Source organism: Microbacterium sp. P03 (genome assembly GCF_043556235.1).
Lineage (GTDB): Bacteria > Actinomycetota > Actinomycetes > Actinomycetales > Microbacteriaceae > Microbacterium.
In genome coordinates this window covers 336,959-348,919 of the sequence record NZ_JBIGIM010000001.1, presented here as the reverse complement: position 1 = coordinate 348,919, position 11,961 = coordinate 336,959, and the positions used below count along the sequence as shown (strand labels likewise).

15 protein-coding genes are annotated in these 11,961 nt (G+C 68.7%); 5 read left to right on the top strand and 10 right to left on the bottom strand.

Features of this window, described 5'->3' with window-relative positions:
* Positions 1 to 2 precede the first annotated feature (2 nt).
* The 5 genes from ACFXOO_RS01580 to ACFXOO_RS01560 form a co-directional block, all read right to left on the bottom strand.
* Positions 3 to 1,784: a cytochrome c biogenesis protein ResB gene (locus ACFXOO_RS01580; RefSeq protein ID WP_394562599.1), complete on the bottom strand. Its 1,782-nt coding sequence runs from the start codon at positions 1,782 to 1,784 to the stop codon at positions 3 to 5.
* Positions 1,765 to 2,586 (bottom strand): cytochrome c biogenesis CcdA family protein, encoded by an 822-nt coding sequence (locus tag ACFXOO_RS01575; RefSeq protein ID WP_394562598.1) that lies wholly within the window; start codon positions 2,584 to 2,586, stop codon positions 1,765 to 1,767. The genes ACFXOO_RS01580 and ACFXOO_RS01575 overlap by 20 nt, the downstream gene beginning before the upstream one ends.
* Entirely contained in the window at positions 2,583 to 3,209 is a 627-nt protein-coding gene (locus ACFXOO_RS01570) for a TlpA family protein disulfide reductase (RefSeq protein WP_394562597.1), read from the bottom strand. Before ACFXOO_RS01570 ends, ACFXOO_RS01575 begins: the two co-directional genes overlap by 4 nt.
* Positions 3,209 to 3,838 carry a histidine phosphatase family protein gene (locus tag ACFXOO_RS01565; protein ID WP_394562596.1) on the bottom strand — a complete coding sequence of 210 codons (630 nt, stop codon included), beginning with the start codon at positions 3,836 to 3,838 and terminating at the stop codon, positions 3,209 to 3,211. Before ACFXOO_RS01565 ends, ACFXOO_RS01570 begins: the two co-directional genes overlap by 1 nt.
* A 70-nt stretch (positions 3,839 to 3,908) precedes the next feature.
* Positions 3,909 to 4,595 (bottom strand): DedA family protein, encoded by a 687-nt coding sequence (locus ACFXOO_RS01560; protein ID WP_378837096.1) that lies wholly within the window; start codon positions 4,593 to 4,595, stop codon positions 3,909 to 3,911.
* Positions 4,596 to 4,762: 167 nt separating this feature from the next.
* Between ACFXOO_RS01560 and aspS the strand changes: the two genes are divergently transcribed.
* From aspS to ACFXOO_RS01535, 5 genes are all read left to right on the top strand, one after another.
* A complete protein-coding gene (gene aspS, locus ACFXOO_RS01555) occupies positions 4,763 to 6,136 on the top strand; it encodes an aspartate--tRNA(Asn) ligase (protein ID WP_378837094.1) in 1,374 nt (457 codons plus the stop codon).
* 151 nt (positions 6,137 to 6,287) lie between these two features.
* Entirely contained in the window at positions 6,288 to 7,427 is a 1,140-nt protein-coding gene (locus tag ACFXOO_RS01550) for an ABC transporter substrate-binding protein (protein ID WP_394563175.1), read from the top strand.
* A 67-nt stretch (positions 7,428 to 7,494) separates the two neighbouring features.
* A complete protein-coding gene (locus tag ACFXOO_RS01545; RefSeq protein WP_394563173.1) occupies positions 7,495 to 8,322 on the top strand; it encodes an ABC transporter permease in 828 nt (275 codons plus the stop codon).
* Positions 8,319 to 9,113, top strand: a complete 795-nt coding sequence (locus ACFXOO_RS01540; protein WP_378837091.1) for an ABC transporter permease — start codon at positions 8,319 to 8,321, stop codon at positions 9,111 to 9,113. Before ACFXOO_RS01545 ends, ACFXOO_RS01540 begins: the two co-directional genes overlap by 4 nt.
* On the top strand, positions 9,110 to 10,216 hold the full coding sequence (locus ACFXOO_RS01535) for an ABC transporter ATP-binding protein (protein WP_378852099.1): 1,107 nt from the start codon (positions 9,110 to 9,112) through the stop codon (positions 10,214 to 10,216). Before ACFXOO_RS01540 ends, ACFXOO_RS01535 begins: the two co-directional genes overlap by 4 nt.
* Here ACFXOO_RS01535 and ACFXOO_RS01530 read toward each other — a convergent pair.
* The 5 genes from ACFXOO_RS01530 to ACFXOO_RS01510 form a co-directional block, all read right to left on the bottom strand.
* Complete coding sequence (locus tag ACFXOO_RS01530; RefSeq protein ID WP_378837086.1) at positions 10,213 to 10,482, bottom strand: glutaredoxin family protein; 270 nt, start codon at positions 10,480 to 10,482, stop codon at positions 10,213 to 10,215. The genes ACFXOO_RS01535 and ACFXOO_RS01530 overlap by 4 nt on opposite strands.
* A gap of 46 nt (positions 10,483 to 10,528) precedes the next feature.
* A complete protein-coding gene (locus ACFXOO_RS01525; RefSeq protein WP_394562595.1) occupies positions 10,529 to 10,822 on the bottom strand; it encodes a rhodanese-like domain-containing protein in 294 nt (97 codons plus the stop codon).
* A gap of 108 nt (positions 10,823 to 10,930) precedes the next feature.
* Positions 10,931 to 11,029, bottom strand: coding sequence for a 30S ribosomal protein bS22 (locus ACFXOO_RS01520; RefSeq protein WP_003792170.1), 99 nt, complete (start codon positions 11,027 to 11,029; stop codon positions 10,931 to 10,933).
* Between the two features lie 150 nt (positions 11,030 to 11,179).
* The gene (locus tag ACFXOO_RS01515) at positions 11,180 to 11,371 is read right to left on the bottom strand and encodes a helix-turn-helix domain-containing protein (protein WP_378837082.1); all 192 of its coding nucleotides are present in this window, start codon (positions 11,369 to 11,371) and stop codon (positions 11,180 to 11,182) included.
* Positions 11,372 to 11,522: 151 nt separating this feature from the next.
* Positions 11,523 to 11,933, bottom strand: coding sequence for an ArsR/SmtB family transcription factor (locus tag ACFXOO_RS01510; RefSeq protein ID WP_378837079.1), 411 nt, complete (start codon positions 11,931 to 11,933; stop codon positions 11,523 to 11,525).
* Positions 11,934 to 11,961 lie beyond the last annotated feature (28 nt).

Here is an 11,961-nt window from a genome sequence, read left to right as displayed (position 1 = left end):
TTCTACGCGCGGTCGGATGCCTCACCGGCGGGTGGCTGCGACCGTACGCGGTCTGCGCGCAGCACTGTTTCGAGCGCGTCCCCGTGCTTCTGCGAGACCTGTTCCACCGCCGCCCGGAGCGCCGGATCCTCGCCGCGGGCGAGGCCCGCGTACTCGATGCGGACGGTGTTTCCGTCGGGGGTCGCCTTGACCCACATGCGACGACGCGGCACGAAGAGCGCGGCCAGCAGCCCCGCCAGCGAGAGGATCGCGAACGTGAGCACCCAGGGCCCCGCGGCGTCGCGGTGGATGGAGAGCGACGCGAAGCGCTTGACCGATGCGCCCTCGCCGTCGAGGGACTCGTCGTCGAACGTGACGGAGCCCCATCCATTGGGCAGTTCGGCGCTCTGGCCGGGCACGAGCTCGATCGAGGACACGTCCGTGTCCATTCCGGTCAGCTTCGTCATGCTCGACGTGTCGAGCGTGTAGACCGAGCGCGGGGTGCCGTCGTCGATACCCAGGTCGCCGGCGTACACGTTCAGCGTCAGTGTTGGGTACACCAGGTCGCCGAACACCGAGGTCAGCGCCCCGCTGTCGAGCTTCTGCGCGGTCGGGTAGAAGAAGCCCACGAGGCCGAGCTGCTCGGGAAGCCCGTCCGGCACCTTGATGACGCCGAGCGAGGTCAGGTTCGCGTCCTGCGGCAGGAACGGCACCGAATCGTGGAAGACGACGTCGCCGGCCGCGTTGCGCACGGTCAGCGTGGGGGCGTAGCCGTTACCGAGCAGGTAGACGCGGTCGCCGGCGATCGTGAGCGGGTGGTTGACCCGCACGACGCCGTCGGTCGGGTCCTGCCCCGACAGCTGGGTCGTCACATGTGCGGCGAAGTCGCCGGCCTGGCCGCCTCCGGCGGTGCCGGGCGCCTGGTAGGTGACATCGAAGCTGTCGAGCGTCATCGAGTAGGGCGTCAAGCGCTCCGGATCCACGAACCTCCCGGGGTTGAACGAGGAGTAGTCGGTGAGCGCGTTGACGAACGTCGTCCCTTCGACGACGACACGCTGGCCGGTGTAGGTGAAACCTCCGCCGAGGCCGACGGCGATGAGCACGCCGATCAGAGCGATGTGGAAGACGAGGTTCCCCGTCTCGCGCAGGTACCCGCGCTCCGCCGACACCGAGAGGGCACCGGGCGCGTCGTAGCGCTCGACACGGTAACCGGCGCGTTTCAGCTGGGCCGCCGCCAGATCGATGGCCGAGCCCGCCACGCCCGCGGCATCCTGCCCCGGCGCCAGCTCCACGAACGACTCGGTGTGATCGTCGAGGCGCGACAGCCGCGCGGGGGTGCGCGGCGGACGGGCTCGCAGTGCCTTCCAGTGGTGCTTCGTGCGCGGGATGACGCACCCGATGAGCGAGACGAACAGCAGGATGTAGATCGCCGAGAACCACGCGGACGAGTACACGTCGAACAGCTGCAGCCTGTCGAGTACGGGCGCGAGGTCGGGGTTGTCGGTGTAGTACTGCGTGACCCCGTTGGGGTCGGCACTGCGCTGCGGCACGATCGAGCCCGGGACGGCGGCGATCGCGAGCAGCAGCAGCAGCACGAGCGCGGTGCGCATGCTCGTGAGCTGGCGCCACGCCCAGCGCGCCCACCCGAGCGGGCCGAGCGCCGGCTGCGTGATCGACCCGTCGTCGGACTCCGACGGGGTGCGGTCGTCGACTGCGACGCCGTCGATGTGGTCGGAGGGGCGGAGCGGGTCGCCCGAGCCGGAGCCCCGCCCGGCCCCACGCGACTCAGATGGGGAGCGGGACACCGAGCAGCACCCCCTGCAGCTGCGACATCAGAGCGGTCCACACGCCGGAGACCATCAGCACGCCGAGCAGCACGAGCAGAGCGCCGCCGATGAGGTTCACGGTGCGGATATGCCGTCGCAGGAATGAGACCGAGCGGGTCGCCCACCCGAATCCGAGCGTCAGCAGGATGAACGGGATGCCGAGGCCCAGGGAGTACGCGAGTCCGAGAAGGGCACCGCGCCCGGCAGAGGCCGAGTCCAGGGACATCCCCAGGATGACGCTGAGGGTGGGGCCGATGCAGGGCGCCCAGCCGATGCCGAGCGCGAGGCCGAGCAGGGGTGCGCCGACGAGTCCGACGTTGCCGCGCACCTGCGGGCGGAACGTGCGCTGGGCCATTCCGAAGGCGCCGATGAACACCAGCCCGAGCAGGATGATGACGACGCCCATGATGCGGGTGATCAGATCGCGGTACTGGATCAGAGCCACACCGAGCGTGCCGCCGAAGATGTTGATGGCCATGAACACCACGGTGAAACCGGCGATGAACAGCAGGACTCCGCCGAGGAGCCGACCGCGCGACGGCGCATCCGCACCCGTTGGAGTATCCTCACCCGCACCCGCACCCGGCGCGGAGTCGACGGTCGTCCCCCGGCCGACCGCGACGGCGATCGGGGCACGACGCGGCTGGACTGCTCCGCCGATGAAGCCGAGGTAACCCGGCACGAGGGGCAGGACGCACGGCGAGAGGAATGACACGAGCCCCGCCAGGACGGCGATCGGCACCGCGACCCAGAGCGCCCCGCCGGCGACGATCTCGTTCACGAGGTCTCCGCGATGGCGTCGGAGACGAGGGAACTGAGGATGGACTCGTCCTCCTCCGACACGGCTCCGATGATGCGGGCGGCGACGCGTCCCTGGGTGTCGAGCACCAGCGTCACGGGCGTGGCGCTGAGCGGCGCGACGGCCGCGAACGCGAGGGTCACTTTTTTGTCGTTGATGTCGATCACGCTGGGATACGTCACGCCGTAGTCCTGCGCGAAGCTCGCGGCGGTCGCAGCCTGGTCGTACGAGTTCACGCCGAGGAATGACGCACCCTGTCCGTCGAACCGCTTCCAGACGCTCTCGAGCACCGGCGCCTCGGCCCGGCACGGACCGCACGCGGCGTACCAGAAGTTGACGACGAGCACTTCGTCCGCGTAGTCGCTGCTCGACACGGCCTCGCCGCTCTCGGTCGTTCCGGCGAACTCGACGGCCGGACCGCGCTGATCGGCGGGGATCTCGACGACGCGGAAGTCGCCCGCGATGTAGCCCTTGTTGTCACCGCTCCGGTACTGATCGGCCAGCGGGTCGTTCGCGCACGCGGTCATCCCCAGCATCACACCGAGGACGAGGACGACGGATGCCGCGCGCCTGCCCTTCCCGGCGATGCCACGTCTCCCGCGCATCACACGGCCCCCACGTCGATCGACCCCACGGTGCTGGCGGGCTCGGCATAACCGACCTCCACCCAGTGGCCGTCGCGCTGTTCGAAGCTCGTCACGCTCGACAGGCCGCAGCGGCGCTTGCGGGGATCGTGGCGGGCGGGCTCTCCGGCGACCCAGAGGTGGGTGACCCAGATCGGCAGCTGGTGAGACACGATCACGACATCGCCGCCGTCGACGCGGGTCCAGGCATCCGTCATCGCCGCGTCCATCCGGGCGATGATCTGCTCGTACGGTTCGCCCCAGCTGGGCACCGCGGGCTTTCGCAGGTGCCGCCAGTTGAGGGGGTTCATGACCGCCCATTTCATGACCTTGCCCTCGAAGACGTTGGTCGGCTCGATGACGCGCTCATCGATCAGCGGCTCGATGCCGAACAGATCGGTGAACGGTCGGGCGGACTCCTGAGCGCGCTGCAGCGGCGAGCAAACGAGGCTCGAGATCGGACGCTCCCACGCGTGGACGTGATCCGCCGCCTGGCGCGCCATTCCGCGGCCCTCGACGCTCAGCCCGAAGTTCGGGAGTCGGCCGTAGAGCACGTGGTCGGGGTTGTGGACCTCCCCGTGACGCACGAGATGGAGGCGGTCGGCAGGCACCCTCCCATTCTACGCGGGGCGGGTCTGGGCGCGGGCTGGGGAGGAGCTATGCACGGCGCTCCTCAGGGCGTCAGTCGCCGGATGCCGCGGCATCCGCTCGCCGCGAACCCACGAGGGATCGGACGCGGACGTACAGGAACCATGCGACACCGACGACGACCGCGGCGATCACGATGTACTGCAGGATGTCGGCGTACTGCTCGACGACGTGCCACGACTCGCCGAGGAGGAACCCGGCCATCACGAACACCGTGTTCCAGATGAGGCTGCCGGCGGTCGTCAGCAGGCCGAACTTCCACAGCGGCATGCGCGTGACTCCCGCGGGGATCGAGATCAGGCTGCGGAAGACGGGGATCATCCGGCCGAAGAAGACGGCCTTGCCCCCGTGGCGCTGGAACCAGCCGACGGTGCGGTCGATGTCCTCGGGGTGCAGCAGCGGGACCCGCGCCGCCACTCGGCGGAGGCGGTCGACGCCGAGCCACGCGCCGATGCCGTAGAGCACCATCGCGCCCACGACGGATCCGAGCGTGGTCCAGACGAGCGCTTCTGCGACGGTGAACGTGCCGCGGCTCGCCGTCAGGCCCGCCATCGGCAGGATGACCTCGCTCGGCAGCGGCGGGAACAAGTTCTCGAGGGCGATCGCCAGTCCTGCGCCCGCGGGGCCGATGACCTCCATGAGCGAGATCGCCCAATCGATGAGGGCCGTCAGCCAGGACGTTCCTGCGTCGGCGGCGGTCAGGGTCGCAGTAGCGGTCATCGGGTGCCTCGCGCTCGGTGATCGTCGGGGTCGTGCGGATGGGGTCGCACTCGTGCAGGGTCGACGTTACGGGGGCAGGGTTACCGGGGGCTGTGAAGGACGTGTGCGCCCGCACCGCCCCGTTCGGGGCCGCAGGCGCGACGGGGCGCCGCGTAGACTGTCCCCTCGTGAGTGAACGCGTTCTTGTCAAGCAGCTTCAGGGTCTCCCCGCTGGTCCCGTGTCCGTTTCGGGATGGGTCGAGACCGTCCGCGACCAGAAGAAGGTGCAGTTCGTCGTCCTGCGCGACGAGAGCGGTGCGGTTCAGCTGGTGAATCCCGCCACGCGTCCCGCCGCGCCCGTTGAGGGTGCGCAGGATGCCGCGACCCAGGACGCCCCCGCGCAGGACGCGGACGCGCTCGCGCTGACCTCCCTCATCTCGGAGTTGTCGACGGGGACGTTCCTCACCGTCACCGGCGAGCTCAAGCACGACGAGCGCGTCAAGCTCGGCGGAGTCGAGATCAAGGTCGGCGCGCTCGAAGTGTCGTCCGCCGCGCTCCCCGAGACGCCGATCGCCGCCGACTCCGGCCTGGACAAGCGCATGGACTGGCGTTTCCTCGACCTGCGTCAGCGACGGAACAACCTGATCTTCCGCGTCTCGACCACCCTCGAGCACGCGTTCCGCACCTACTGGGTGGAGCGCGACTACATCGAGCTGCACACTCCGAAGTTGATGTCGAGCCCGTCCGAGTCGAACGCCGAGCTGTTCTCGCTGGAATATTTCGGTGACCAGACCGCCTACCTCGCGCAGAGCCCGCAGCACTACAAGCAGATGGCGCAGTCAGCAGGGTTCGGGAAGATCTTCGAGATCGGCGACGTCTATCGGGCCGACCCGTCGTTCACGAGCCGCCACGCGACCGAATTCACCTCCGTCGACGCCGAGATCAGCTGGATCGATTCGCACGACGACGTCGCCCGCATGCAGGAGGAGCTACTCGCCTTCGCGATCGCCGCCGTCAAGGAGAAGCACGGCGCGGAGATCGAGGAGCTCTTCGGCGTCACGGTCGAGGTGCCCACCGTGCCGTTCCCGCGCATCCCTCTTGCCGACGCCCGCGACATCGTGGCGGCGCGCGGCCACGAGACGCAGCGCACCGATGGCGACCTCGAGCCGGAGGGTGAGCGCCAGGTGTCGGCGCACGTCAAGGAGCAGTTCGGCCACGACTTCGTGTTCGTGACCGACTACCCGTTCGAGATCCGGCCGTTCTACCACATGAAGGACGAGCAGACCGGGCTGACCAAGAGCTACGACCTGCTGTACAAGGGTGTGGAGATTACGACCGGAGCCCAGCGCGAGCACCGCATCGACGTGCTCGAAGCGCAGGCGCTCGAGAAGGGTCTCGCCCTGGAGGGCATCGAGCACTACCTCGACTTCTTCCGCTACGGCACGCCCCCGCACGGCGGCTTCGGCATGGGTCTGGCGCGCGTCCTGATGCTGCTGCTCGGTGAGTCCTCCATCCGCGAGGTCACCTTCCTCTTCCGGGGCCCCACCCGGCTCGCGCCCTGAGCTCGATCCCGATCCATCAGCTGCCGTCAACCAGCTGTTCAGCCAGAACTGGTCGACCCGTCACCTGGCCTGCATAGGTTCCTCGTACCCCCGATCGACGCGCTCACGCGCGGATATCGGTGTGCCCACCCGAGAGGAATCCACCATCGCCATGTCCCCCACCGCACGCCTTCTCCGATTGGGCGGCATCAGCACCGCCCTCCTCGTCAGCGCCTCGCTCGTCCTGGCAGGATGCTCATCGTCTTCCGCAGGATCGACCACGGACTCGGGCGTCGACGCCGCGACCGCGACCGCTCTGACGGACTTCGGCTCCCTCGCCGACCTCGAGGCCGCCGCGAAAGCGGAGGGCAAGCTGAACGTCATCGCGCTCCCCCGCGACTGGGCCAACTACGGCGAGATCCTCGATCTCTTCGCGAGCCGTTATCCCGAGATCACGATCGACGAGCAGTCGCCCGATGTGTCCAGCGCCGAAGAGATCCAGGCAGCGAAGACGAACGAGGGCCTCGACACCGCCCCCGACGTGTTCGACCTCGGCCTCGCCGTCGCACTCCAGAACACCGCGGAGTTCGCGCCCTACAAGGTGGAGACCTGGGACGAGATCCCCGACGCCCTCAAGGAGTCGACCGGACTGTTCGTCGGCGATTACGGCGGATACATGTCGATCGGCTACGACTCGTCGAAGTTCGCCGCGCCGAAGACGCTCGACGACCTGCTCGACCCGGAGTACAAGGCCGCCGTGGCGATCAACGGCGACCCCACGCAGGCCGGCGCCGCCTTCGCGGCCGTCGGCTTGGCGACCGTGCAGAGCGACGGCACGCTGGATGACTTCCAGCCCGGCATCGACTTCTTCTCGAAGCTGAGCGAAGCGGGCAACATGCTCAAGGTCGACGTCACGACCGCGACCATCGCCAGCGGTGAGACTCCGGTCGTGTTCGACTGGGACTACCTGAACACCACTCACGCGGCCGACAACCCGGCCTGGAAGGTCGAGGTCCTGCCGGGCACCGGGTACGCCGGCTACTACAACCAGGCCATCAACAAGAACGCGCCGCACCCGGCCGCGGCACGTCTCTGGCAGGAGTTCCTCTACAGCGACGACGTGCAGAACCTGTGGCTCAAGGGCGGCGCTCGTCCGGCGCGCATGCAGGCGATGACCGACGCCGGCACGATCGACGCGACGGCCGCTGCGGCTCTGCCCGAAGCACCGACCGAGACGGTCGTCCCGACTGAGGCCCAGAGCACCGCCGCCGGCACCCTGCTCGGCCAGAACTGGGCCGCTGCGGTCCAGTGACGACCCTCGGTCAGGTCGTCGGTCCTCCGCGGGACCGCGCCACCGCCCCCGCGCCAGCTGGGCATGGCTGGGGCTCGCTCCCTTCACCGCGTACATCCTGCTGTTCCTCGCTCTGCCGACGGTGCTGGCCATCGGATCAGGGCTTTTCGACGCGAACGGGGCGTTCACCCTCGACAACATCGCCGCCCTGGCGGACCCCGTGCTGCTTTCCACGTTCTGGAACTCGACCTGGCTTTCGCTCCTGACTGCCGTCGTCGGCGCCGTCGTGGGCGCGCTCGTCTGCTACGCGATGCTGGGTCTGCCCGAGACCGGCGCGGTGCGCACATTCGTCGATGCCGCGGCCGGCGTGCTCGCGCAGTTCGGCGGCGTCATGCTGGCGTTCGCCTTCATCGCCACGATCGGCCTCCAGGGCCTCGTGACCCGGCTGCTGCTGGACGTGTTCGGCGTCGACATCTTCGCGGACGGGCCGTGGATCTACGAGCTCCCCGGCCTGATCCTCCCCTACATCTACTTCCAGGTGCCGCTCATGGTGATCACGTTCATGCCGGCGCTGTCCGCGCTCAAACCCCAGTGGGCGGAGGCGAACCTCACCCTCGGCGGCACGCGTGGAGGGTTCTGGCGTCACGTCGGCATCCCCGTCCTGGCGCCATCGTTCCTCGCGAGCCTCCTGCTGCTCTTCGCGAACGCCTTCTCGTCGTACGCGACCGCTGCGGCTCTCGCCAGCCAGGGGTCGCAGATCGTCCCGCTCCAGATCCGCACGGCGCTCACCAGCGAGACCCTCCTCGGTCGCGAGAATCTGGCGGGGTCGCTCGCGCTCGGGATGATCGTCGTGGTGGCGGTCGTCATGTTCGCGTATTCGCTGATCCAGCGTCGCGCCGCACGGTGGCAGTCGTGAAGGGTCTGGCCCCGTCGCGTACCGTCCGATGGATCGTCGGCGTCGTCGTGGGCGTCCTGTTCGCCCTGCCGCTCGTCTCGACACTGCTCTACACGTTCCGCGACGGTGACGGAGTGTCGCTCGTGCACTGGGCGAGCCTGTTCGACCCCGCGAAGCGCTCCGTGTTCGCCCCGATCTGGGTGGGACTGTCCAACTCGCTCGTGCTCGCGATCGTGACGGTCGCGATCGTCCTGCTCCTGCTCGCCCCCACGATGGTGTTCGTCGCCCTGCGCTTCCCCGCGCTCCGCCGCCCGTTCGAGTTCCTCGTGCTGCTCCCGATCTCGATCCCGGCGATCGTGCTCGTGGTGGGGCTCGCCCCGATCTATCTGCAGATCGGGCGCACCTTCGGCACCGGCGCGTGGACGCTCGCATTCGCGTACGGCATCACGGTGCTTCCGTTCGCATACCGTTCGATCCAGGCATCGATCGACGCGGTCGACATCCGCACGCTGTCCGAGGCCGCCCGCAGTCTCGGCGCGGGATGGCTCACCGTGTTCCTGCGGGTGCTCGTTCCCAACCTGCGGCCGGGGCTGCTCGCGGCATCCCTCATCTCGGTCGCGGTCGTGCTCGGCGAATTCACCATCGCGTCGCTGCTCAACAGGCAGGTGCTGCAGACCGCGCTCGTCGTGGTCAACAAGATCGACGCCTATGCCGCCGCGATGTTCACCCTCATGGCACTCGCCTTCGCACTGGCGCTGCTCCTCGTCATCGGGCGGGCCGTTCGGCCGCGCCCCGGAAGGAAGACCTCATGACCACCGCCGATCTGCCTCCCCGCGCCCTGCCCCGGACCACCGACAACGCCCTCCTGGCGGAGGCCGGAGAAGGCACCCGCGTGCAGTTCGAGGGCGTCGTCAAGGACTACGGCACGACGCGCGTCCTCCACGGCGTGGATCTGGATGTCGCTCCCGGCGAGTTCGTGTCCCTGCTCGGCCCCTCGGGCTGCGGCAAGACGACGGCGTTGCGCGTCCTGGCCGGCCTGGAAGTCGCCACCAGCGGATCCGTCCTCCTCGGCGGACGGGACGTATCGCGCGTCCCCACCAACAAGCGCGACATCGGAATGGTCTTCCAGTCGTACTCGCTCTTCCCACACCTCCGCGTCGCCGACAACACGGCATTCGGTCTGCGCCGTCGCGGCGTCGGCAGGGTGAAGGCCAACGCCCGCGCCGCCGACGCGCTCGACCTCGTCGGACTCGCTCATCTCGCCGAGCGGTACCCGCACGAGCTGTCTGGCGGGCAGCAGCAGCGCGTGGCGCTGGCACGGGCTCTGGTCACGGAGCCCCGGGTGCTTCTCCTGGACGAGCCGCTCTCGGCACTCGACGCAAAGGTACGCGTTCAGCTCCGCGACGAGATCCGCCGCATTCAGCTGCGCCTCGGGATCACGACGGTGTTCGTCACCCACGACCAGGAGGAGGCCCTGGCGGTCTCGGACCGCATCGCCGTCATGAGCGCCGGCACGATCCAGCAGATCGGTACACCCGAAGACCTCTACCTTCGTCCGCGGACGGCGGATGTCGCGGCGTTCGTCGGCGTCTCCAGCGTGGTGCCGGGCGTCGTCTCCGGGGGCGCGCTCACGGTGTGGGGCATCGGTCTCCCGCTGCAGGATGCCCAGCGCGACGGCGAGGTGGACGTGTTCGTGCGTCCCGAGAACGTGCGATTCGCGACCGAGACCGAGCCGGGCGTGGACGCCATCGTGCAGGAGAGCACTTTTCTGGGCAGCTTCCGCCGCACGCTCGTGCGCACCCCCGACGGCACGCTGGTCCGGCTGCAGCATCCCGCCGACGAACGTGTGGAGTACGACGAGCGGGTGCGGATCGCGCTCCTTCCGCGGGAGGTCATCGTCCGACCCCGGAGCTAGTCGCTCCGCTGCGCGGCGATCAGGGCCTCACGCAGTCGAGCGGGAGACACCCGCCAGTGGGCGTGCAGACCGCCGTCGATCAGAACGACGGGGATCTTCTCCCACCAGAGCTCGTACAGCGCCGGATCCGCGGCGATCGACGATTCCCGCACGTCGATGCCGTCGGCGATGTCGTCCGGCAGGTCAGCGAGCACCGCGTCGACCACGTCGTGCGCGACGTCGCAGAGATGACAGTCCGGCTTGCCGATGAGAGTCAATGTCGTCACCGGACCAGCCTAAGGACACGGAGCAGCCCGAGGACGGCCGCGGCGCTCAGCTCTCGAGCGGGTACCCCGACTGGATCCACTCGCCGGTTCCGCCGTCGACGTTCGTCACGTCGTATCCGCGCGCTTCGAGCGCCTGCACGACGCGGCCGGAACGACCGCCGACCTGGCAGATGACATCGAACGCGCCGTCGGGGAGATCGTCGAGGCGCTCACCGATGGTGGACATCGGGAGGTTCACGGCTCCGGGGACGTGGCCGGCCGCATACTCATCCGGCTCACGCACGTCGATGAGGGGAACACCCTCGCGCTCACTGAGCTGCTGCACGGTGATCGACTTCACGGGTGGCTCCTCGATGACTCGGTCCGGATGGGTGGACAGACACGAAGCGCCCGTCCGGTGGACAGGCGCTCGGTGCAGTGCAGCGCTCGCGATCGCGGCGCCACGTCTCTACTTCTTGTTGCGACGCTGGTGGCGAGTCTTGCGAAGCAGCTTGCGATGCTTCTTCTTCGCCATACGCTTGCGGCGCTTCTTGATGACTGAACCCACGGAAAACCTCACTATGTCTGGGGTCTGGACGAGCGGACCGGCCTGGTCCGCTACATCCGGGAACGGAGTTTTACGGAAAACACCTCGGATCAGTCTATCCCACCCGCCGCGCCCAGAACTGCGCGCGGGCGGTCTGCGCGGGCGACCGGCTCAGCCGACGTCGGCGATGGGGCGCTGCAGCGCTGCCGTGACCGCGGTTTCGGGCACCCGGTAGCTGCGCCCGAAGCGCACGGCAGGCAGCTCGCCCGAGTGCACGAGGCGATACACGGTCATCTTCGAGACGCGCATGATGTCAGCGACCTCGGCGACGGTGAGGAATCTCACGTCCGGCAGTTCGGGCATGGTCCCCTCCATACGATCCAGATGTGCTGTTGCATGTCCCAGTGCGACACACTCTATGGCCCGCGCGGGACGCGTGTAAACCCGTGTGATCACTGGGCGGCATGAGGGACCTGTGAGGAGTGTGACGCGTGTGACGGGCGCGCGCCGGCGTTCAGCGTCCGGGCAGCTTCTTGAAGGCGCTCGCCACGGCGTGCTTCGCGGAGGCCGCAGCCCGGCCGACCACGTCGGCCGCGTGCGCGGCGCCATCCGGCAGGGCGGAGGTCGCCATCGCGCTCTGCACGTCGGCGTCGTCCACCAGGAACGGCACGAGCCAGTCGTCGATCTCGTCCAGCGGCGCGCGCAAGAGGCTGTAGTAGCGGTGCTGGCCCTCTTCGCGCACCGAGACGAGCTCCGCCTCCCGCAGCACCTTGAGGTGCTTGGACACCGTCGGCTGACTCACACCCAGGTCCTGCACGATGTGCGACACACTCGTTCCGCGGCCGTTCGCATCCGAGCGATCCAGAAGCAATTGCAGGATGTCGCGACGCGTGCCGTCCGCGATCACGTCGAAGATGTCCGCCATGTGCTTAGGCTAGTGGCGCGAGGCCCGG

Excerpts from the sequence above, each read along its gene's own strand:
- ACFXOO_RS01535 (WP_378852099.1), top strand. The coding sequence starts at position 9,110 with ATGACCACCGCCGATCTGCCTCCCCGCGCCCTGCCCCGGACCACCGAC.
- ACFXOO_RS01560 (WP_378837096.1), bottom strand. The coding sequence starts at position 4,595 with ATGACCGCTACTGCGACCCTGACCGCCGCCGACGCAGGAACGTCCTGG.
- ACFXOO_RS01515 (WP_378837082.1), bottom strand. The coding sequence starts at position 11,371 with ATGCCCGAACTGCCGGACGTGAGATTCCTCACCGTCGCCGAGGTCGCT.
- ACFXOO_RS01510 (WP_378837079.1), bottom strand. The coding sequence starts at position 11,933 with ATGGCGGACATCTTCGACGTGATCGCGGACGGCACGCGTCGCGACATC.
- ACFXOO_RS01550 (WP_394563175.1), top strand. The coding sequence starts at position 6,288 with ATGTCCCCCACCGCACGCCTTCTCCGATTGGGCGGCATCAGCACCGCC.
- ACFXOO_RS01570 (WP_394562597.1), bottom strand. The coding sequence starts at position 3,209 with ATGCGCGGGAGACGTGGCATCGCCGGGAAGGGCAGGCGCGCGGCATCC.